The organism is Gottfriedia sp. S16(2024) (assembly GCF_050473765.1).
Lineage (GTDB): Bacteria > Bacillota > Bacilli > Bacillales > Bacillaceae_G > Gottfriedia.
Map to the genome: position 1 here is coordinate 765,891 of NZ_JBFLUO010000001.1, position 23,719 is coordinate 789,609.

18 protein-coding genes and 1 riboswitch are annotated in these 23,719 nt (G+C 34.0%); of the genes, 10 read left to right on the forward strand and 8 right to left on the reverse strand.

All coding sequences use genetic code 11. The features are described from left to right. The first annotated feature begins 233 nt into the window (after positions 1–233). A complete protein-coding gene (locus AB1282_RS03640) occupies positions 234–2,153 on the forward strand; it encodes a heavy metal translocating P-type ATPase (protein WP_429898484.1) in 1,920 nt (639 codons plus the stop codon). Positions 2,154–2,459: 306 nt separating this feature from the next. On the opposite strand, the gene AB1282_RS03645 is transcribed toward AB1282_RS03640, so the two are convergent. From AB1282_RS03645 to AB1282_RS03655, 3 genes are read right to left on the reverse strand one after another with little or no spacing between them, the layout of a single operon-like run. Then, complete coding sequence (locus AB1282_RS03645; protein ID WP_286131777.1) at positions 2,460–3,341, reverse strand: YihY/virulence factor BrkB family protein; 882 nt, start codon at positions 3,339–3,341, stop codon at positions 2,460–2,462. A gap of 17 nt (positions 3,342–3,358) precedes the next feature. Further along, positions 3,359–3,898 (reverse strand): hypothetical protein, encoded by a 540-nt coding sequence (locus tag AB1282_RS03650; protein WP_056476408.1) that lies wholly within the window; start codon positions 3,896–3,898, stop codon positions 3,359–3,361. A 13-nt stretch (positions 3,899–3,911) separates the two neighbouring features. Then, complete coding sequence (locus tag AB1282_RS03655) at positions 3,912–4,388, reverse strand: low molecular weight protein-tyrosine-phosphatase (protein ID WP_098428186.1); 477 nt, start codon at positions 4,386–4,388, stop codon at positions 3,912–3,914. A gap of 340 nt (positions 4,389–4,728) precedes the next feature. After that, positions 4,729–4,833: riboswitch (TPP riboswitch) on the forward strand. 118 nt (positions 4,834–4,951) lie between these two features. On the opposite strand from AB1282_RS03655, the gene thiT reads away from it, so the two are divergent. After that, entirely contained in the window at positions 4,952–5,533 is a 582-nt protein-coding gene (gene thiT / locus AB1282_RS03660) for an energy-coupled thiamine transporter ThiT (protein ID WP_056476402.1), read from the forward strand. A 132-nt stretch (positions 5,534–5,665) separates the two neighbouring features. Here thiT and AB1282_RS03665 read toward each other — a convergent pair whose 3' ends face one another. Both AB1282_RS03665 and AB1282_RS03670 read right to left on the reverse strand, forming a co-directional pair. After that, entirely contained in the window at positions 5,666–7,747 is a 2,082-nt protein-coding gene (locus tag AB1282_RS03665) for a WxL domain-containing protein (RefSeq protein WP_429898485.1), read from the reverse strand. Positions 7,748–7,780: 33 nt separating this feature from the next. Then, complete coding sequence (locus tag AB1282_RS03670) at positions 7,781–8,782, reverse strand: DUF916 and DUF3324 domain-containing protein (protein ID WP_429898486.1); 1,002 nt, start codon at positions 8,780–8,782, stop codon at positions 7,781–7,783. Positions 8,783–9,249: 467 nt separating this feature from the next. On the opposite strand from AB1282_RS03670, the gene AB1282_RS03675 reads away from it, so the two are divergent. From AB1282_RS03675 to opp4A, 7 genes are all read left to right on the forward strand, one after another. After that, complete coding sequence (locus tag AB1282_RS03675) at positions 9,250–9,405, forward strand: hypothetical protein (RefSeq protein ID WP_156339752.1); 156 nt, start codon at positions 9,250–9,252, stop codon at positions 9,403–9,405. 840 nt (positions 9,406–10,245) lie between these two features. Beyond that, the gene (locus tag AB1282_RS03680) at positions 10,246–10,698 is read left to right on the forward strand and encodes a Dps family protein (RefSeq protein ID WP_156339751.1); all 453 of its coding nucleotides are present in this window, start codon (positions 10,246–10,248) and stop codon (positions 10,696–10,698) included. 560 nt (positions 10,699–11,258) lie between these two features. Further along, positions 11,259–12,284: an ABC transporter ATP-binding protein gene (locus AB1282_RS03685; RefSeq protein WP_056476395.1), complete on the forward strand. Its 1,026-nt coding sequence runs from the start codon at positions 11,259–11,261 to the stop codon at positions 12,282–12,284. Continuing rightward, on the forward strand, positions 12,265–13,191 hold the full coding sequence (locus AB1282_RS03690) for an ABC transporter ATP-binding protein (protein WP_056476392.1): 927 nt from the start codon (positions 12,265–12,267) through the stop codon (positions 13,189–13,191). Before AB1282_RS03685 ends, AB1282_RS03690 begins: the two co-directional genes overlap by 20 nt. Positions 13,192–13,206: 15 nt before the next feature. Then, positions 13,207–14,172, forward strand: a complete 966-nt coding sequence (gene opp4B, locus AB1282_RS03695; RefSeq protein WP_056476389.1) for an oligopeptide ABC transporter permease — start codon at positions 13,207–13,209, stop codon at positions 14,170–14,172. 14 nt (positions 14,173–14,186) lie between these two features. Further along, complete coding sequence (locus AB1282_RS03700; RefSeq protein ID WP_429898487.1) at positions 14,187–15,092, forward strand: ABC transporter permease; 906 nt, start codon at positions 14,187–14,189, stop codon at positions 15,090–15,092. Positions 15,093–15,116: 24 nt separating this feature from the next. Continuing rightward, on the forward strand, positions 15,117–16,895 hold the full coding sequence (opp4A, locus tag AB1282_RS03705; protein ID WP_429898488.1) for an oligopeptide ABC transporter substrate-binding protein: 1,779 nt from the start codon (positions 15,117–15,119) through the stop codon (positions 16,893–16,895). Positions 16,896–17,710: 815 nt separating this feature from the next. On the opposite strand, the gene AB1282_RS03710 is transcribed toward opp4A, so the two are convergent. The 3 genes from AB1282_RS03710 to AB1282_RS03720 all read right to left on the reverse strand — a co-directional run bounded on the left by AB1282_RS03710 (position 17,711) and on the right by AB1282_RS03720 (position 21,896). Then, positions 17,711–19,117, reverse strand: coding sequence for an amino acid permease (locus AB1282_RS03710; RefSeq protein WP_056476380.1), 1,407 nt, complete (start codon positions 19,115–19,117; stop codon positions 17,711–17,713). A 266-nt stretch (positions 19,118–19,383) separates the two neighbouring features. Then, positions 19,384–20,670 carry a Glu/Leu/Phe/Val family dehydrogenase gene (locus AB1282_RS03715; protein WP_056476377.1) on the reverse strand — a complete coding sequence of 429 codons (1,287 nt, stop codon included), beginning with the start codon at positions 20,668–20,670 and terminating at the stop codon, positions 19,384–19,386. A 14-nt stretch (positions 20,671–20,684) separates the two neighbouring features. After that, the gene (locus AB1282_RS03720; RefSeq protein WP_056476375.1) at positions 20,685–21,896 is read right to left on the reverse strand and encodes an ornithine--oxo-acid transaminase; all 1,212 of its coding nucleotides are present in this window, start codon (positions 21,894–21,896) and stop codon (positions 20,685–20,687) included. 330 nt (positions 21,897–22,226) lie between these two features. Between AB1282_RS03720 and AB1282_RS03725 the strand changes: the two genes are divergently transcribed. After that, complete coding sequence (locus AB1282_RS03725; protein WP_056476372.1) at positions 22,227–23,648, forward strand: sigma-54 interaction domain-containing protein; 1,422 nt, start codon at positions 22,227–22,229, stop codon at positions 23,646–23,648. Positions 23,649–23,719 lie beyond the last annotated feature (71 nt).

Below are 23,719 nucleotides of genomic sequence, written 5' to 3' on the forward strand. Positions count from 1 at the left end.
TTTTTTAATTTAAAAGCAAATTTTTTCTTCACATTTAAAGGAATGTGGTAATATATATTTAATAAGAATTATTTTAATTAAGAAATCTGTAAACTACACAACTAAGAGATTAAATAAATAGTAAGGTCTTATAAAATGTACGCTGCTGTCCTAGGACGGCAGCTTTCGTCGTTTTATAAGGATAGTGAATTTGATTATTTTTCTCAATTGAAAATAAGAAAGGGGTATTTATTATGGAAGCAAGTCCAAAAGTTACTACGATTCATGCTACATATGAAGCCGACCATGTGGAATCTACATCATTTCTTTCAAAACATGGAGAATTAATTGCCGCTTTAGTTTCTGGTGTATTAATTCTAATTGCTTCATTCGTTAAGAACGATCATTCAATCATGTCGATTATTTTATATGTTTTAGCATTTTGTATTGGAGGATATGCAAAGGCAAAAGAAGGTATTGAAGATACGATTGCTGAAAAGGAACTAAACGTTGAAATGCTAATGATTATTGCGGCAGTTGGTTCAGCTGCAATTGGCTATTGGACTGAGGGTGCCGTACTGATTTTCATATTTGCTTTAAGTGGCGCACTTGAAACATATACGTTAAATAAAACAAATAAAGAAATTTCTTCATTATTATCACTTCAGCCACAAACGGCAATTCGATTAATCGATGAAGTTGAAGAAGTCGTCAGCATTAAAAGTCTAAACATTGGTGATTATATTTTAATTAAAGCTGGAGAACGTATTCCTGCTGATGGTCAGATCGTTAAAGGAGAAACATTAGTAGATGAAGCTGCTCTTACTGGTGAATCAATTCCAGTAGTTAAAAACTTAAATGATGAAGTGTTTGCTGGAACGATTAACATTAAAGGAACACTAGTAGTAGAAATTACGAAACATAGTGATGAGACTCTTTTCCAAAAAATCATTAATCTTGTTCAAACAGCTCAAAGTGAACAAACTCCTTCTCAACAATTTATTGAGAGATTTGAAGGTGTTTATGTTAAAGGCGTATTAATTGCCGTATTATTCATGATGTTTTTACCGCATTTTGCATTAGATTGGTCATGGACAACAACATTTTATCGAGCAATGATTTTACTAGTTGTTGCATCACCTTGTGCATTAGTAGCATCGATTACACCAGCTGTTTTATCAGCAATCTCGAATGGAGCAAAGTCGGGAATTCTTGTTAAAGGTGGTATTCATTTAGAGCGATTAGGTGTATTAAAAGCAATCGCATTCGATAAAACGGGTACTTTAACGATTGGTAAGCCAGAGGTAACTGGTTTTGAGAAAATTGAAGATTTTGATCGTACAGAGTTATTGTCAATCGTTGCTTCAATTGAAAGATTTTCAACTCACCCACTAGCTGCAGCAATTGTTGAATACGCAACGAAACAAGGAATCACAATATCTTCGTCATTTGAACAAATTGATGACCACCCTGGTTTCGGTGTATCAGCGATTTTAAATGGTTCAGAGTACAGAGTCGGTAAAAAAGAATTCGTAACGATGAAACAAAATCCTCTTATTCATTTTGAACAACAGTGGGAACAAGAAGGAAATACAATTGTTTATGTAGGTACTCAAGATCAGGTTGTTGCGATATTCTCATTAAAAGATTTAGTTCGTAACGAATCAAAGCAAGCCCTATCTACTTTAAATAAATTAGGTGTTCAAACAGTCATGATTACAGGTGACTCAGAACAAACGGCGAAAGCAATTGCTGCAGAAAGTGAAATCAATGAATACTTTGCATCATGCTTACCGGATGAAAAAGTTTCGATTGTCAAAAAACTAAAAGATAACTATGGTCAAGTTGCAATGGTTGGTGATGGTATAAACGATGCCCCTGCTCTAGCCACTGCAAATGTAGGGATCGCAATGGGCGGAGGAACTGGAGTTGCTTTAGAAACTGCAGATGTCGTTTTAATGAAAAATGACTTAACAAAAATATCAAAAGCAATCACTTTATCAAAACGCATGAACAGGATTGTAAAACAAAATATTATTTTTTCACTAACTGTAATCGCATTCCTAATCTGCTCGAATTTCCTACAAATCATTGATTTACCTTATGGAGTAATCGGTCACGAAGGAAGTACAATTTTAGTTATTCTTAACTCATTAAGATTATTAAGAGATTAAAAAAAGCATCGTACAAAAATGTACGATGCTTTTTCCTTCTAAACTGAACTAGTAATGAGCCTTTTAGCAGGAAAAGCAAGTATTCTAGTCAGTCTAAAAATCAATGGTAATCATTATGCCCGTTTGCAGAACCGCTAGTTTTGCCCTTTGGGTGAGAGCTACTCTTTTGTTTTTTATTTGATTTATCATTATGGTTTTTCTTATTATTACTCATTTGAAGTTCCTCCCTTTTTGAAGTCTTTATTAGTTTACCTTTCTAAAATAAGACTACTCATGGAAGAAAACTCCATTATATTATAGAATAAATTATTTTGGATTTGGCTTATTAGGGTCAATTAATTTTGGTTTAGCTTTGTGCTTACCATATTGTCTTTGCTTTATTAATGCATTAAGCTCTCCACCAATAATCACAACCATTGCCGAAATAAAAAACCAGATCATTAAAACAATAATTCCACCTAAACTACCGTAATGACTTGTGTAATTACCAAAATTATCAACGTAAAATGCAAATCCAAATGAAGAAATGATCCATCCAAATGTTGCAAATAACGAACCAAAAAATACCTTTTTAATGTGAACTACTTTACTAGGTCCAATTGAATATAGAACAGTAAATACAATCATCAGAATCACAAAGCTTAGTGACCACCGAATTAGGCTCCAAGTAGACAAGAAATCCTGAGATATATCTAAAAATTGAAATACAGACTTAGCAATGACTTTCCCGAACACTGGTATTAATAATGCGAATACAATTACAAAAATCATAATAATTGTTAAAAGAATTGAAATTCCTCTTGTAACAAAGTAATTCCGTTTATCCTCTACATCATACGCATCATTAAGTGCTCGGATGATTGCATTAATCCCATTGGACGCAGCCCAAATAGTCGCAATTAACCCTACTGATAAAACTCCACCATGTGATTGCCCGATTATTAACTGCAAGTTACTTCGTATAATCGCCATTGCATCTGGCGGAGCATATTGACTCAAGAATGACAATATTTGATCAGTAGAAAGTGGTAAATAGGTTACGACTTGAGTTAGAACAAGTAGAAATGGAAAAAGAGATAGCATTAAGTAATATGCTAGCTCCGCTGAACGAGATACTATTTCGTCTTCCATACACTTTTTCACTAAATCCCAAACAAATGCTACAATAGAATTCTTTTTCTTAATCAAATTGACACCTTCAATTGTTATTCTTTAGATGTATTACCTGCCAATAAAATTGATTCTACTTTCTCTTGTACTTCATCTGCATTTTCATCAGTTATATCTTCAATACCTTCAAGAGTTGCTTCTAACTGCTCGTCAGTTTCAGAAGATTCATTTTCATGATTTACTTCTAGTGAAGTCGCTGAAATTTGCGATTTACCTTCTTCTAGATCAATTGAATCTTCAATTTTCGCTTCTACAGCTTCAACTGCTTTTTCTGATACTTTAGAAGAGCCTTTATCAAACTTATTTAATGTGGAATCTTTAATTTCGATCCATTTATCTTTTACAAGCTGAACATTGCCTTCTAATTTCTCAACTGAGCTTTGTACTACTCTCAATTGATTACGAACAGCACCTTTTACGATTTCTGGATCATCTTTAATTTGATTTAATTTGTTCGTTACGCTTCTTCCTTTACGTGAGATCTTCTCACGATTTTCCTTGTTAAGTAGAGTAACCCCTGCACCAATTGCGACTCCGACTAGAATATTGCGTAAAGCTTTGTTACGTTTTGACATTCTACATCCTCCTCTAAACTGTTAATTGGTGTTGCTTTAAAATATGCTGAAGTAAATGAGAGCACCCTTCTGTAAGGATGTCATATACTTCATTAAAATTACCCGTATAATATGGATCAGGCACTTCCTTCCACATTGATGCTGGAACATAATCTGAAAGTAGTGAAATCTCTCCTATACAATTATTTCTTGCTAAATTCATTAAATCCTCTTTATTCTGTGCATCCATAGCAACAATATAACTAAAATATTTAAAGTCATTTTCTGTCACTTTTCGAGCTTTCATACCTTCGCAGGTTATCCCTTTTTCACTCAATAAACCTTGTGTTCCCTTATGTGGAGGGTGACCTAAATGCCAATCCCCAGTACCAGCTGAGTCTATCATAAATTGTTTATCTAACCCTTTTTCTGTCACTAAATGACGAAAAACAGCCTCAGCCATTGGCGATCGACAAATGTTACCTAAACAGACAAATAATACTTGAATCATCTAAAATGTCTCCTTCAAATTATTTACACTTTCTGCCAAAATTTAGCTGTTCTTTCGTATTCATTCTACACGGTAAATTTTAAAATGAAAAGTAAGCCATTGTGAATAATTTATGGCAAGGATAAATAAGATAATGGTTATAATGCTTATTTTTTACATAATAGCTATGATTACACTCATTTTTTAAAAATAATTTTAATGACTAACTAAAAAGTTAACTTTATTAGTGTTCTACGTGAGTACCATTAACAATAGGCAAAATTTTTTTAATTTTTACGGATAAATTAATTGTATTTTTAAATGACCTTGACTATATTTAGTAAAGACAACTAAATGTAAGCTAAACCACAAGGGGAGCCATTTGGCTGAGAGTGAATAGAATAGCTATTCTTACCCTCTGAACCTGTTAGTTAGTACTAACGTAGGGATGTGGCACGATGAAAAAGCAACGCCGGGATCATCATGCTACCCAGTATTGCTTTTTTTATTTATTCCTACTGATATCTCCTTACAAAGTGTTTCACTACATAAGTTGTCCATGAGATAAAGGGGGAAATATATATATGAAGACATCAAAGATTCAATTAATGACAGAAATAGCGATGTGTGCAGCACTAGCAATCGTTTTTGATTTCTTACCATTGTTTACTGCACCTCAAGGTGGTTCTGTATCATTATCAATGATTCCAGTTTTTCTAATTGCTTTTCGTTGGGGATTAAAGCAAGGTTTAATTACTGGTCTATTATTAGCAGCATTACAAATCGTTACAAAGCTATATTTTGTTCATCCAATCCAAGTATTTTTAGACTATATTCTAGCATTTACAAGTCTCGGATTAGCTGGACTTGTATATAAACAAATAAAAAATAGTTTAGCAAATGGCAATAAAAAAAGTGCAGCAGCCTATATAATTTTAGGAACTTTTATCGGCTCACTAGCTCGTTTCATCTGCCATTTTATTGCTGGAATCGTATTTTACGGTTCATACGCTCCAAAAGGAACACCAGTTTCACTTTATTCATTAGTATATAATGCTTGGTACATGGTTCCTTCTTTTATTATTAGTGCAGTTCTATTAATCATTTTACTTTCTTCTGCGCCAGTACTTGTACATGTTAAAAAGAATCGAAATCAAGCAGCATAAGTTTTTAGCCGGTCTTAAGTTCCAAAGCGCTCAAATAAGTAAGTACAAGATACCCCACCGAGTAGTCATTTTTCACTTACTCGATGGGGTATTTACTTTTATTTTAACATCTATATAGGAAGGTTCTTAATTTTAAAGTGGTGCATCTACTAATGTCCATGTTAATGTTGTTTTATATTTGGCACCTACTTCTTTATAAGCTGCACCAGGCACAAAAAGGGTTATGCTAGATGAATTCTGTCCATATGCAATTGTCCATGTTCCAAGTCCTTTCCCTTCATCTGCGTAAGCTAGATTCTGGGCACCGCCACCGGGAACCAATGTCAATGTATTAGCTACTGGTTTATACTGCGCTTCAGTGGATGAGTTTAAAATAGGATTATTTAATTTTAAAACCGCACCTGTTAATTCATTATTACCACTCTTGAATTGTTCATTTTGCTGTACTGTTAGTTTCCATCCAGTTTTTGTTCTACGATGGTCTGTTACTTGAATAAAATTTGGTACTTTAATGATTGAACCATCTGAAGTTTGTTTTACTTCATCTAATTGAGCAGTATAAACTTCATTTTTACCTGAAGTTTCCTGCACACCAAAATTGAAATTTGACACATAGTCAATACTTAATGAACTCTTTGTTCCTGGTTCATGAGGATTCTCTGGATCAGTTGGGTTAACTGGCTCAACTGGACTTGTTGGGTTTGTTGGATTGACTGGATTTTTTGTTTCTGCCGTTACCGTTACATTTGTTTCTGTACTTGTATTACCTGCGACATCTGTTGCAGTTGCACGTACTACATCCCCAGCATACAATGCCCACTGTGGTACGTGTACGGAGAATGAACCATCCGCTCCGGCCTTTGTCGTTAAAAATGATTGGTCAGGTAACGTTATTTTCACAGTACTATTCGCCTCTGTTGTTCCCGTTATACTTGTACTGATATCTGTAATCGGATTTACAACTGGCGGTAAAATAGTTTTGTCTACTGTAAAGTGTAGAATTGTTTGATTACTTGCTTTATCAGTGATGACTAATGTGTATTCACCATCAGCTGGATTTATTGTGCCAGAAGAAATGGTTGTCCCATTTAATTTAGCTGTATCAATACCACTTAGTGCATCACTGAATGTTATGTTTGTTGCTGTTTTTTTATTATATAATTGTCCGTCAGCATAGTTGGTAATAGGTGCTTCTTTATCAATCCTTACTGAAAATTTAGCTCCTGGATCAGTTACTGGATTACTTTGGTTTCCAGAATCATCTTTTGCTCTAATTAGAATATTTGTCGTACCTTGGGTTGAAACTGTATAATCAACGCCTGTTGAGGTAGCATTACTTAAACCGACTTTACTCCAAGTGTCACCATTATCTGTTGAAACTTCGTACGATGTTGGATCGACCCCATGATCATCAGTTGCTGTAAAGTGAATTGTTGTGTTTTTATTGGTCCATGATGCACCACCTGTGTAACCTTCTGGTATGGTAATAATAGCATCCGTTATTTTTGGTGCCTCAGTATCTAGTACTGTAACTGAAACATTATCAACCTGAAAGATTTGAAATCCACGACCATCAAGAGCATCTTTTATACCGTCTTCAAACGCAATGCTAAAATTTACTTTAGTTCCGATCGCAGTGAAAGTAGTCGTTACATTCTGAGGACCTGTGTAATCTATCCAATCTCTATTTGTCGTTAGAGAGGTACCACTTTCTGTGTCAGTTACAAACCAAACATACCTAGGGTGGGTATTCGTATTTTCAATAAGTTTAAAAGGAAACTTTAAGATATAAGTTTGTCCTGGAATTGTGTTAATCGTTTGTCTCATAACCATATATTCTTGGGAATCTACAGTGTTTAATACTTTTAATAAAATCCCACCACCTGGAACAGGTTTAACATAACTTTTTGGGTTGACTTCACCAAAAACCTTATACCAGCCGTCACCTTGATCCTCTAAATTGGAGCTATAAGGACCTTGACTTTGGCTTTTATTTAAATACGCCACAAATGACCAATTTGGAAAAGTAGTTGTCTGACTATCAAAATTAAATGTAGGGTTTTGGACCAAGTTTGGAAGTGCTGCTGCTTCTGTAATAGTTGGTTTAAGTAGTCCTTTTAGTCCAAGTAACCTCGGTTGCGTCCCGCTCGTCATGAAGACAAAAATGGAAGCTAAAACAGTCGCTTTAAAAAGTCGCTTTCTTTTTTTTACCATTATGTTTCTCCATTTCCAAAATAATAATTTTTTTTACTCTTTTTCTATTTTCTTTAACCGTCTACTTAAAATAAACATAAGTATGACGAGTAATAGTGATAAAGTACCGCCAATTAAGTACCACATTTTTCGATCCTTTTCCAGATCTGAAGTCTTAAATTCCTCAGCTGATTTGTCCTTAATCGTAAATATTCTTGTCCATTTCCATGATTTCTCCCCATCTGTGGCTTTCATTTCTAGACGGTAATTACCTGATTCAAGTGCTCGGTCACCCCAATCCATTGCATAATCAAAGTTTGAATTAGGTGCCATTCTAAGATTTTCTTTTTTTGTTTCATGCAGGATCTTTTTCCCTTGTTCCGTAAATACTTTCGCATCTACACTCAAATTTTTTAACATAGCTGGCTTTATATTTTGTATGTTAGCTGTAACTACATTTCGTGCATTTACAATTTTTGGTTGTATTCCATTTAATTTTAAATCTGGCTTGATCACTTTATCGGTTTCTCTTAATACAACGCCAATTACGTATGCATATTTATTATTTATTTGAAGGTTATCATTTTTTTTATTAGCTTCCTCAACGTCTTCTTTCTCACTAAAATTGAGTCCACCCAATATAACACCATCGAATTGCTGCTTTGGCATCTCAATCGTAATCTCTACTGTTGCTTCACTTTTCGCTGGAATTTTCGTCTCTTTTTTTACCTTAGCTATATTAGTGAAAGGAATTTCTAACGTATCGTCTACCTTTGGATTTGAAATACTGTAATCCGCAATTCCACTACTATTTGTAATCACTGAATTAGCTTTTGCTTCAACAACTATATTTTTATCAGTATCATTTTTTATTTGAACTTCTAAGATTTGTTTTTGACCTGGTTTCATTCTCAATTCAAAATAAGTTTTGCTCTGATCAATTTGATTAGATGGGATAACCGCCGATATGGCAAAATTCATCTCAGCTGCACTTGCATGAAAATTATTAATATTAATTAGAAATAAAATAATAATAAATTTTTTTAGTACATTCATAGATAGCTCCTTTTTTTGAAATTGACTAAAAAATTTCATGCAGATTAGGTTACTGCTTTATTCGATTTATTTGCACTATACAGATTGAGTAGAGCTAGTTGCCTTTATTTTTGAAAATCACATCAAAACCTTCAACTTTGATTCTTAGTTGAACTCACAGCTAAATATGTGAAAAATGTAACATGGTTATATTCAATCGTTCAACGATATTTTTTACCTTTGTCAACGGTAATGGCGTTGAGTTTTAAGTTATTTTTTGTTTTGGTAGTTCTTCTTAATATTTTAGGTATAACTGCTACAAATGGTGATGTCACTTGCTTTTAGTTAGATTGATCCAACCAAATAGTAAAATATTTTATCCACATTTTAAATATGCATTTAAATTTTGAACACTTTGTGAATTTTGGTTATCTGTCCTTTTCTTCAATCATATATATGAATACAGAGTTTCGAAGGGGGTATAAATATTGGGATATGATGTACTCATCTTTTTCTTTTACTTTATTATTCTTTTAGGTATGATTGGTTCATTTTTCTTAGTGTTAAAAAATGCATTTAATGTAGATGATGCTTTAAGAATTGATCCTAAGCCCTCCCTTCCTGAAGAGAGCGTACATTCATAGCTAAAAAAACCTCATCTAACAATTAGATGAGGTTTTCAGAGTGTTGAAATATAAAATGGTCAATAGGGAAAACGGACATTAAATGTACATTTATTAAGACTGAAATTATCATTTTTTGGATGATCTATTAAAGGTTTTAAATTAACACTAGTAATGGTTTTTGAAGTTATAAATATTATGAGCTAATTAAAAAACAAATTCAACTGATTAGTTTATTAACTAATGTTCGATATTAATTGACCTACAAACTGATTAATAAATAACTGTTAGGATACTCTTAGTAAAGGCTATTTGATTAGGATTTATTGTAGACTTTTTTTGATGAATAAGTTGATTGGAACAAAAGGGGTGCTCGACTCCTATGGGATATGCGGGAAGGCTGAGACCCCGCAGGCTTGCCGAGGAGGCTCAAGAATCTCGCCCCATGGAAAGCGAGCATCCTGTAGTGGAAATCAACATCACTCTACTCCTTTTACGAAAACTTGGTAATTTAATTGACAAGGTTGTTTTTTCCTTACATATAAGCCTGTTTTGAGTAAGGTATTTTCGTCTATATGTTTTTTAATTACTCATGAGCCCCTTATGAGTTACTATATTTCATCTTTTTGCTTTTTTACTTACTTATGATCTTTTCTTATGTAACCAAGAATCATATCTCCATCCACCCCTCCAATTAAATGAGGTTTTTTATTTCAATATAATGCTATTTACAATTTAACGTTATTTTTACTAATTGTTGTCTTAGCTATCAAATATTACCATGACTATTCTTACTCAATATCAGTTAAGATGGGTTATATGGTTTTTTAATCTTTTACATCATTTAGAGGAGGGATTTTAATGGATACATCATCCATCTCAAAAACGACTGTTGATGTGCTAAATAAGCAAATAGCAGACTGGAATATTCTATTTGTAAAGTTACATAACTATCATTGGTATGTAAAAGGTCCAAATTTTTTCACTCTACACACTAAGTTTGAGGAATTTTACAATGAGGCAAGTTTACATATTGATGAACTAGCAGAGCGAGTGTTAATAATTGGTGGAAAACCACTAGCTACAATGAGAGAGTATCTAGATACTTCAAGCCTTAAAGAAGCCAATAAGAATATTACTTCTGATGAAATGGTCCAGGACATTACTAAGGACTATAACTATTTAATTGAAGAATTAAAAGATGGCATGGATATTGCAGAGTCTGAAAATGATTCAGTTACTCATGATTTATTATTAGCCATTCGAGAACAGCTTGCAAAGCATGTTTGGATGTTAACAGCCTACTTAAATTAAGTTAAAACTTAAGATTAATTTAAGAAAAGCAGTATAAAATAAAATGGATTATTCATCCTTTTATCTTTATACTGCTTTTTTTCTTTTCTTATTTAAAGCCTGAATGAGATGTAGTAGATTAATATTTTTTAATGGAATTCTTATTTTTCAGTGTAAAAACAGGTAATATGAACCAGGAATATCAAACTACGAATCGCTCATCGAATATATTTTTTCCCCTAAATTATTACAATTTCCGACAAAAACTTCTCTTTTTCAACATCATTTTCAAACACATCTATTTATCTATTCTAACAACTGTTTTGGAAACGTTTTCATTTTGTATTTCCCTTACTCTCCCTTATTTTATTTAATCTATCAACCTTTTCACTGAATCATAGTGACATCATTTCCCTATTAATTTACTAGTTAATTCGACATTCGAACAAATTATAGTCGAAAAGGACTATATATTACAGAAAATGTTTTCATATTGAAACATTCGCGTAATAATATTATACTTATGAAAATTCTAAATATAGCAACAATTTCGCACATGAAATCTTGAAAGGAGACACGAAATGTCAAAACCTCTTTTGGAAATCGAACATTTAACGACATCGTTTCGTATAAACAACCAATACTATCCTGCTGTGGATGATGTATCACTTACTGTCCATGAAAATGAAGTTCTTGCAATTGTGGGTGAATCAGGCTGCGGTAAAAGTGCACTAGCCCTATCAATCCTAGGACTACATTCAAATAATCGTACAAAAATGAATGGATCGATCTCTTACAAGGGTACAAATTTACTAACGCTTAATGATAGTAAATTGAATAAAATTCGTGGAAAGGAAATCGGAATGATTTTCCAAGAACCTCTTACTGCTCTAAACCCGTTAATGACGATTGGTAAACAAATTGAAGAAAATCTAGATTTCCATACTGATCTTTCACGATCACAAAAAAAGGATCGTGCATTAGAGCTACTAGATCAAGTTGGAATCCCGAAGCCAGAGGTTACTTATAAACAATACCCACATGAATTATCTGGTGGTATGAGACAACGTGCTATGATTTCAATTGCTATTGCATGTAACCCTTCGTTCATTATTGCAGACGAGCCAACTACTGCCTTAGATGTAACGATACAAGCCCAAATACTAGATTTACTAAAAGAAATTCAAAAGAAAACGAAGTTAGGTATCATTTTAATTACGCATGACTTAAGTGTTGTTGCAGAAGTAGCAGACCGTGTTGCTGTTATGTATGCTGGACAAATTATAGAGACTGGTTCAGTAGAAGAAATACTAAATAATCCATTACACCCATATACGCGCTCACTATTAAACTCTATTCCTACTACTCATTCAAAAAATCAAAGACTTCATATTATTGAAGGTACAGTTCCACCTTTAGACAAACTACCTAGAACAGGCTGCCGATTCAGCCACCGTATTCCTTGGATTCAAAATTATGCTCATGAAAATCAACCTATCTTGCACGAAGTTAAACCAAATCATTATGTACGTTGTTCTTGTTATAAGCATTTCCATTTCAAGAACGAGAAAGGAGCACCGATCGTAAATGTCTCTATTAAAGGTTGATAACTTAAAAGTACATTACCCTATTCGCGGTGGTATTTTTCGAACAGTTGTAGATCATGTTCGAGCTGTTGATGGAATTTCATTTGAACTTAACGAAGGCGAAACATATGGCCTAATTGGAGAATCAGGTAGTGGAAAATCTACTGCAGGTAAGGCAATTCTTCAACTAGCAAAGGCTACAAATGGAAGTATTCAGTTTTTAGACAATGACTTAATAACGCTAGGCAAAAAGCAATTGCGAGCATTTCGACAAGAGATTCAAATGATATTTCAAGACCCATACTCTTCTTTAAATCCTAAAAAGAGAATTATTGATTTAGTTGCAGAACCTCTAAGAAACTATGAAACTTTAACTGCTGAAGAAGAACGTGATAGAGTACTTTACTACCTTAATAAAGTTGGATTATCTCCAGAATCACTATATAAATATCCACATGAATTTTCTGGTGGGCAACGTCAACGAATTGGGATTGCAAGAGCTTTAACATTACAACCAAAGTTAATTGTTGCAGATGAACCTGTTTCTGCTTTGGATGTTTCAGTACAAGCACAAGTACTTAACTTCTTACAAGATTTACAAGAAGAATTCAAGCTAACTTATTTATTTATCGGTCATGACTTAGGCGTTATTCGCCATTTATGTGATCGAATTGGTGTTATGTATAGAGGGAGACTTGTTGAGGAAGGCACTACTGAAGATATTTTAAACAACCCACAACATATATACACTAAACGCTTAATTGCAGCAATACCGGATATTCGTCCAGAAGTTCGAGAAGAAAAAATTAAAGAAAGACAAGCAGTTAGACAAGAATATCAACAAAATGCTTCTTCTTACTTTGATGCAAATGGTCGACCATTTGATTTAAAACCAATCTCAGATACTCATCGAGTAGCATTACCCTAGAAAGGAGTAACGAATATGTTGAAATTTATCATTCGCCGTATACTCATTATGATTCCTCAGCTTCTAATCCTGAGTATAGTAATCTTTGCACTCGCTAAAGCAATGCCAGGTGATGCATTAACTGGACGATCGATTAACCCAAAAGCTAATCCACAGGAAATTGAAAAAATTCGTGAAGAAATGGGTTTAAATGATCCTGCATATGTTCAGTATTATCATTGGATTAAAAATGTTGCAAAAGGAGATTTTGGTGTTTCCTATACACACAAAATCAATGTAGTTGATGTAATTGGTGACCGTATTGGAAATACTGTATTACTTGCCTTCTGCGTGTTTATTGTGACTTATTTACTGGCAATTCCACTTGGTATTATTAGTGGACGTTATAACGACACCTGGGCGGATAAGCTGATAACCGGGTATAACTATTTAGGTTTTGCTACCCCTGTATTTATTTTTGCACTTGTTATGCTGTTTGTTTTTGGATTTTATTTTGATCTTTTTCCTACGGGCGGTAGCGTAGACCCTCAGATTGCTAATGGAACTTTTGCTTATTACGTAAGCAAATTAGATCATCTTGTTTTACCAACTTTATCGGGTGCACTTATTTCAACTGTTGGAATTTCCCAATATTTACGTAGTGAGATTATTGATACAAAAGTAAAAGATTTTGTAAGAACAGCTAGATCGAAAGGTGTTCCCGAAGCAAAGGTTTATTCTAGACATATTTTACGAAATTCATTCTTACCAATCGCTGCATTTTTAGGTTATGAGATTACCGGTCTAATAGCAGGTTCAGTAATTTTAGAGTCAATTTTCGGATATCCTGGAATTGGGCAACTGTTCGTTAAATCCGTAATGTTACGCGATTTTACCGTTGTAAATGCACTTGTTTTAATGACATGTCTTGCAACACTTTTCGGCACATTAATCTCAGATATCATTCTAAGCATCGTAGATCCACGTATACGGATTGAATAGGGTAGGTGAAATTTATGGAATTAAAAATCGAAAATCAAACTCATATTGAAGAACAGCGAAAAAGCCCATCTGGATTTAGTGTCATCTGGGCAGAATTTAGACGAGATAAATTAGCTTTAGGTTCTCTTATCATGCTTGGCCTAATAATATTAGGTGTGTATGGTACTTCGCTTATTCTAGATCAAAATCAAATTGTTAAAGTCGACTTTCTATCAATTTATCAGCCACCTTCCTCTACTCATTGGTTAGGTACTGACTATGGTGGACGCGATATATTTGGACAACTAATAATTGGGACTAAAAATTCTTTTACAATTGGATTTTTTATCACAATTATTACAAATCTACTGGGCCTAGTATTAGGTTTAATAGCTGGTTATTTCGGTGGTTGGGTAGACAGTGTCGTTATGCGTATTATCGACTTTTTCTTATCCTTACCAACATTAATGTTAATTATTGTATTCGTAACAGTTGTACCTACATTCTCTATCATAAATTTTGTCCTTATTATGAGCCTGTTTTTATGGACAGGTAAAGCAAGGTTAATTCGTTCAAAAGTTTTATCAGAGAGCGAATTAGATTATGTGGCAGCAGCTAAAGCAATTGGTACGCCGAATTGGAAAATCATTATCTCGCATGTTTTACCAAATGTAAGCTCATTAATTATTGTTGCATTCACTTTAAACCTAGCAGGAAATATTGGAATCGAGTCTGCTCTAACCTTCCTTGGATTTGGTTTACCAGAAAGTACACCAAGTTTAGGAACACTAGTTAGTTATGCAACAAATCCTGATGTTTTACAAAATAAGCTGTGGATATGGTTACCTGCATCGTGCATGATTTTAGTGCTCATGCTGAGTATAAATTTCATCGGTGAAGCGCTAAAGCGTGCAGCTGATGCTAGACAAAGAAGAGGATAATTAAAAATTAAGGAGAGTGGAAATATGAAAAATGCAAAAAGCTTTACTAAAGTATTAAGCGCAATGGCAGTATCTATGATGATTCTTTCAGCATGTAAAGGCGGCGACACTAAGACTACGACTACTACTAAACAAGTCGATCAAGCTGCTTTTCCTATTAAAGTAACAAATAACAAAAAATCAGTTTCAGGTGGCATTTTAAAATATGGTTTAGTTTCAGATACGCCATTTGAAGGTATCTTAAATACAGTTTTCTATGAAGGCGATCCAGACTCTCAAGTTCTTCAATTCTTTGATGAAGCACTTCTTTCAACAGATGAAAACTATATTTATGACCAAGATGGTGCTGCTACATATAAATTAAGCGACGACAAAAAGACAATCACATTAAAAATTCGCGATAATGTAAATTGGACTAATGGTGATCCAGTTACAGCAGAGGATTTAGAATATGCTTATCTTGTAATTGGTAATCAAAAATATACAGGTGTGCGTTATGACTCACAAATGTCTATGATTGAAGGTATGGAAGATTACCATAACGGAAAGGCAAAAAATATTTCCGGTGTTAAAGTAATTGATCCTAAAACAATTTCAATTACATTTAAAGAAGCTAACCCATCTGTACTTACTGGCTTATGGACTAACCCACTACCTAAAAAATACTTAGGCAATGTTCCAATTGATAAATTAGCATCATCAGACCAAATTCGTAAAGCGCCTATCGGCTTTGGACCATTTAAAATTAAAAAGATCACTCCAGGTGAAGCTGTAGAGTTTGAAGCGAATAAAGATTACTGGAACGGTGCTCCAAACCTTGACGGTGTACTTTTAAAAGTTGTTAACCCAACTATTGCTACATCTTCTCTAGCTAACGGAGATATCGATATCGCTTCAGTTTCAGCTGACCAATATGATCAAGCTAAAAAATTAAAAAATATTTCATTAATCGGTAAAACTGAGTTAGCTTACTCTTACATTGGATTTAAATTAGGCCATTACGATGCGAAAAATGGTGTAAACGTAATGGATAATCCAAAATTCAAAGATAAGCGTGTACGTCAAGCAATGGCTTATGCCCTTGATAATAAAGCAGTTGGGGAAAAATTATACAAAGGATTACGAGTGCCTGCAACTTCTGTAATTCCACCATCATTCCCTAAATACTTTGATAAAGCATTAAAAGGATATACTCATGATCCTGAAAAAGCTAAAAAATTACTAGACGATGCTGGTTACAAAGATGTAACTGGAGATGGTTTACGTGAAGATCCAAATGGAAAACCATTTAAAATCAACTTCGCTTCTATGAGTGGTGGCGATATCGCTGAACCATTAGCTCAATTCTACTTACAATCTTGGAAAGAAGTTGGCTTAGATGTTCAATTATTAGATGGACGTTTACATGAGTTCAACTCATTCTACGATATGGTAGAAAAAGATAATCCAAAAATCGATATTTTCGCAGCAGCTTGGGGAACAGGTTCTGATCCAGACCCATCTGGAATTTGGTCGAAAAATGCACCATTCAACTACGTTCGTTGGGTAAATGACGACAATGATAAACTATTAAAAGAAGGTATTTCAGCAAAAGCGTTTGATGAAAAATACCGTCAAGATGTATACGATAAATGGCAAGAGCTTGTAAATGACGAAGTGCCAGTTATCCCTACCCTATTCCGCTTCGGTTTAGATGGAGTTAATAAGCGCGTTAAAGGCTACGACTTAACAGCTGGTCAAGGCTTCCAAGGTCACTTACAAGACATCTCTGTAACAAGTAAAGAGTCTGAAAAAAATAAATAAGCAGTAAAAATGTAGCTGTCCCTTAAGTCAATGTACTTTTGGGACAGTTCTTTTTTTATGTGTATAACTCATATCTGATTCTAAAGAAAATATAGCCATAACAGTAAAATGTGGATAAGTAACTCCCCCATTCCTTTCTAAAAAAGGTTATTAACAAGAACTTGCGAACATTTGTTGATATTTAATGCAGAATCACTTAAAAACAGTAATACGATCACCAAAACAGTGGATAACTAGTCGCTCTCCCCTGCAAAATCAAAAAAATATTTACAAAAATATGCACACTGTTGATAAAATTGTGAACTTTGTTAATAAAGCAGTAATTTTTACTCGTAAAATTTGTGGGAACGATATAAAGTTTGTTTCTGTGGGCTGAAATAAGTAGATTCAATCTTAACAAGCATGAACGAACTGTGGACATTGTTGATAAAGTTGTGAGCTTCCCTCAATTTTTGCAAAACGTGATTAACAACATAAACACAATTTAAGAAAACAAAAAACTCGCTAGTAGTAAATTACTAGCGAGTTAGGTTTTATTGCAGACTTCTTTTTGATGAATAAGTTGATTGGAATGGAGGGTGCTCGACTCCTATGGGATTAGCGGGAAGGCTGAGACCCCGCAGGCTTGCCGAGGAGGCTCAGGTCTCGCCCCATGGAAAGCGAGCATCCCGTAATGGAAATCAACATCACTCTACTCCTATTACGAAAATTTGATAATTAATTGACAAGGTAGTTTTTCAACAGCGTAAAAACTCGCTAGTAATAACTTACTAGCGAGTTTCCACAAATTTCCCGTGACAATCTCAAAACAATTATTAACTTACTTTTTTATTCACTTCTTGCTCGTGTTTTTCAATCTTATGCTTAGCAGAGAAATGATAATAGATTAAACATGCAATCATAAATGGAATTCCACAGTACAATGCAATACGTTGGTCTGGGATAAATGCAAGGCTAATAATTACAGCCACATTTAAAACTAAAGCAACGATTGGAACGATTGGATAAAGAGGCGTTTTGTATTTTAAATCCTCTAATTTTCCACCTTCTGCAAGGTATTTCTTTCTACCTAAAAGATTTGATAATGCAATGCTTGCCCAAACAAATAAACAGCCAAACCCTGCAATTGATAGTAACCATAGATAAACCGTGTCTTCTGCGTAAATACCACTTAATAGAGATAAACATCCAAAAAACATACTAAAAGTTAAAGCGTTTAAAGGTACACCTCTTTTAGTTAGTTTTCCTAATTTCGAACTAACCATTCCTTTTTGAGCCATTGAATACATCATACGAGATGTTGCGTATAAACCTGAGTTAGCAACTGATAGAACTGCTGTAATAATAACAAAGTTCATAATATCTGCCGCATATGGAATACCGATGTTATCAAATACTACTACGAATGGACTATCTACTAAACCAGCTTTCTCCCAAGGGAATAAGCCTGCTAAAACAAATATTGATAAAATAAAGAATACTAGAATTCGCCATACAGTGTTATTAATTGCTTTAGGTACTGCTTTTGCTGGATCTTCACTTTCACCAGCTGCAATCCCTACTAATTCACTTCCCTGGAATGAGAAGTTAACTGCAACCATTGTTATGCAAATTGCTAAAAAGCCTTTTGGGAAAAGTCCACCGTGGTCTGTAAAGTTTGAAAGCATTGGAGCTTTTGACCCTTCTACTGGCACAATGCCAAACATTACTGCTCCACCTAAAATAATAAATAAAACAATTGTTACTACTTTAATACTTGCAAACCAAAATTCAACTTCAGCAAAACTCTTAGTTGAAAGTGCGTTTATTGCGAATAATATTACCCCAAATACTACACACCAGATCCAAGTCGGTACATCTGGAAACCATCTCTTCATTAACATACTCACTGTAATTAACTCTAAACCGATTGTTACCGACCAGTTTAACCATGCCATCCATCCAACTACATAGCCTGACGCTGGTGAGATATATTTAGTTGCATAAGTTTGATAAGAACCAGCATCTGGTAAATTAACTGCTAATTCTCCTAAACAGAGCATTGTTAAATACATTACGATTCCACCTACTAAGTAGGCTAATAATGCTCCACCTGGGCCAGCTTCACTAATAGTATAGCCTGATCCCATAAACAAACCTGTCCCAATTACTCCCCCAAGAGCAATCATGAACAAGTGTCTGCTTTTAAGCTCTTTCTTTAACCCCTGTTCTTGTTGTTTCATGAAAGTCCCTCCTCTAGATGTAAATTGTGCGTATAAGTTAAAATATTCTGATATAACAGAATGCAGACTCCCCCGAATCCCATAACGAACACCAAAGAGCTTTAAATAAACATATTTTAAGACTAAATTTTCAGATAATAAATGAAAACGTATACAAATCATTGTATTGGAATAATACTTAATTATAAAAATAGATTTTATTATCTGTCAATACAAATATAAGTGCTCCAGATGAAATTTCCATCTGGAGCAAACCTATTAGTCTATTAAACCCATCCACGGAAACGAGATGCTTCCGCCATTTTACGAATACCAACCATATATGCTGCTAATCTCATATTTACTTTGCGATTAACTGAAGTTTGGTAAACACTATCAAATGAACGTACCATTTTTTCACGAAGTTTTTGAGCAACTTCTTCATCAGACCAGTAGTAACCTTGGTTATTTTGAACCCACTCAAAATAAGAAACAGAAACTCCACCAGCACTTGCTAGTACGTCTGGAACTAATAAAATTCCGCGCTCTGTTAATATTTTAGTAGCTTCTAGAGTAGTAGGACCATTTGCAGCTTCAACTACGATTGATGCTTGGATATTGTGAGCATTTTCAATTGTAATTTGATTTGAAATTGCAGCTGGAACTAAAATATCACAAGGTTTTTCAAGTAATTCTTTATTGGAAATAACATCAGTAAATAAGTTAGTTACTGTTCCGAAGCTATCTCTTTTTTCTAGTAAGCTATGAATATCTAAACCGTCTGGATCGTATAATGCGCCAAGTGCATCAGAAATACCGACTACCTTTGCACCTGCTTCTACCATGAACTTCGCTAAGAAGCTACCCGCATTTCCAAATCCTTGAACAATGACACTAGCACCCTTTAAATCGATTCCCTTACGTTTAGCAGCCTCTTCGATACAAATTGTAACACCTTGAGCTGTAGCTGTTTCACGCCCTTCTGATCCACCTAATACTAGAGGTTTACCAGTTATAAATCCAGGAGAATCAAATTCTTGAATTCTACTATATTCATCCATCATCCAAGCCATAATTTGTGGGTTAGTATATACGTCTGGAGCAGGAATATCCTTTGTTGGTCCAACGATTTGGCTAATCGCACGAACATATCCTCTACTTAAACGCTCTAACTCATAAATTGACATTTTTCTTGGATCACAAATGATACCGCCTTTTCCCCCACCGTATGGTAAATCAACGATACCGCATTTTAAGCTCATCCACATTGATAAAGCTTTTACTTCATCCTCATTAACCTCAGGATGGAAACGAATTCCACCCTTTGTTGGACCTACAGCGTCATTATGTTGTGAACGATAGCCAGTGAAAATTTTCACTGAGCCATCATCCATTCTTACCGGAATTTGAACTGTTAAAAATCGTAATGGTTCTTTTAATAACTCATAAAGTTCTTTTGAATAACCAAGTTTATGAAGAGCTTCTGAGATTACTTCTTGAGTAGACTCAATTAATTCTCTTCCTTCTTCTTTGATTTTGTTTTGTACTTCATTTTGTGGGATTGTAGTTGTCATTTTTATCGCTCCATTTATACAGTTGCTTTATATTGGCTAAATACTTCGTTAATTTGTTGAATTGACCAGTCTAAATCTTCTTTTGAAATAATTAATGGTGGTGCAAAACGAATTACTGTATCATGTGTTTCTTTACATAATAAACCTTGTTTCTTTAATGCTTCACAATAAACACGTGCTGGTACATGAAGTTCAACACCAATAAATAATCCACGTCCTCTAACTTCTTTAATATGAGGATGGTCGATTTCTTTTAATTTTTCCATAAAGTAGTTTCCAAGCTCATTAGAACGCTCAGCTAACTTCTCTTCTTCAAGAACTTCTAGAGCAGCTACAGAAACTGCACAAGCTAATGGATTTCCACCAAATGTAGATCCGTGAGAACCTGGCTCAAATACGCCTAAGATTGAACGATTTGCAGCAACACATGAAATTGGGAATACTCCGCCACCAAGTGCTTTACCTAAAATGTACATGTCAGGAATTACTCCATCCCAATCACATGCAAAAGTTTTACCAGTTCTACATAAACCTGTTTGAATTTCATCTGCAATAAATAATACGTTTTCTTTTTTACAAACTTCAGCTACTTCAGGTAAGAATCCTTCTCTAGGGATATTAATTCCAGCTTCACCTTGGATTGGTTCGATTAAGAATGCAGCAGTATTTGGTGTAATTGCAGCTTTTAATGCTTCAATATCGCCATAAGGAATTAACTTAATTCCTGGTAAGAATGGTCCAAATCCACGTTGATAATCTTTTTCTGATGATAAAGAAACTGCAGCCATCGTACGACCGTGGAAGTTTCCAACACAAGCAATAATTTCTGCTTGGTTTTCTTCTACACCCTTAACATCATAAGCCCATCTTCTAGCAGCTTTAATAGCTGTCTCAACAGCTTCAGCACCAGTGTTCATAGGTAAAATCATATCTTTGTTAGTAACTTTTGCTACCTTTTCAAACCACTCACCCATGTTTTCACTATAGAAAGCACGAGAAGTTAATGTAACTTTGTCAGCTTGATCTTTTAAAGCTTGAATAATTTTTGGATGACGATGTCCTTGGTTTACAGAAGAATATGCGCTTAACATATCTAAATATCTGTTACCCTCAGGGTCTGTAACCCAAATACCTTCAGCTTTAGAAATTACTACTGGAAGTGGATGATAGTTATTTGCGCCATATTGATTTGTTTGGTCAATGATCTTTTGAGAATTAGTTGTCATTTGAGTTCCCCCAATATTATTGATTAATATTTAGTTTCTTACTAAAAGAATAAGCAATTTCCGTGCCAAACATGTTAAATAAATTTAAATTCACAAAATGTACTTATTCTCAGCGTTATTCATCATTAAGCATGATACCGTTTTCAATTTACTGCAAAATATTTTTGCATTCAGGCGCAAAATTAATTAAAATATGCATAGAATATTTGCAGCAAAAAAACGATTAACAAAGAAAATTAGCACATTCGGAAAAAAACTGCATTTTTATCTTACCAAAAATAGTTAGAAGTGCAAATTTTTTCTATTGTTATAATGAAAAGAGAGAATTATATGAAAAATGATAAGCAAAACTATTTAGCTGTTGATGAATTGTTACAATTAATATTAGAAGAAATAGATATCGGTATACATGTAGTTGATCAAGATGCAAATACAATGGTGTATAACCGCAAAATGATGGAAATCGAAATGATGAATGAAGAGGATGTCTTACATAAAAATCTTTTAGATGTCTTCACGTTTCAAAAAAACCAGTCGAGCACCTTACTTGAAGCCCTCCAAAAAGGTAAAGTACGAAAAAACATTAAACAATCTTATTTTAATAATAAAGGAAAAGAAGTTACGACGATTAATGATACTTACCCAATAATGAAAGAAAATAAAATTATTGGAGCAATTGAAATGGTTCGCGACGTGACGGAATTAAAGCAATCTGTGCAGGAAGGCATTCTCCAAAATCGAAATACGCGTTATACATTTGAACAATTAATCGGAACATCTGGGGCATTTAAAAGCATAATTGAAGATGCAAAAAGATCTGCCAAAACTTCATCATCCGTTTTAATTGTAGGAGAAACCGGAACAGGTAAAGAACTATTCGCTCAAAGTATTCATAATGCTAGCAAAAGAGCAACAAAGCCCTTCATTTCTCAAAATTGCGCCGCACTTCCAGAATCCTTAATTGAAAGCATTCTTTTTGGGACAAAAAAAGGAGCATTTACTGGGGCAATTGATAAGCCTGGATTATTTGAAGAAGCAAATGGTGGAACATTATTATTAGATGAAATTAACTCGCTTAGCCCAAATTTACAGGCTAAACTTTTAAGAGTTATTCAAGAGCGTAAAGTTAGAAGAATTGGTGAGATTAACGAAAAAGAATTAGATGTCCGAATTATCGCTACGATAAATGAAGACCCTATTGAAGCAATTGCGAATAATCATTTACGTAAAGACTTATATTACCGTCTAAGTGTCGTTTCATTATTTCTACCACCACTTCGTGAACGCTTCGAAGATATATTGCTGTTAGCAAACTTCTTCATTCAAAAATATAATCGTCTTTTCGGCCATCGGGTAACTAATTTAGATGAAAATGTAGCAAATTTCTTCCTGAAACATAACTGGCCAGGTAATATACGTGAACTTGAACATATGATTGAAGGTGCAATGAACTTAATAGAAGATGAAACAATTATATCGACTACACATTTACCATCAAGATTCTTTAATGAAAATAGGATTATAAGCGTAGCACCGACTGCTCAAAAAAATAGAGAAATTAAAATAAATCAATCGGAATTAACAGATGACAAATCAAATTTGAAAAATACTTTATTAAATAATGAAAAACAGTATATTATAAATGTTTTAAATGAGCATAACGGCAATATTACACAGGCTGCAAAAAAACTAGGCATCAGTAGACAGAACCTACAATACCGAATTCGCAAGTTTAATTTATTAAATGATTAAGTTAAAAATTAATAGTAACGAATTTTAAGTTTCAAGTACGTTTAAAATACAATATGCCCAAACCTTCCACT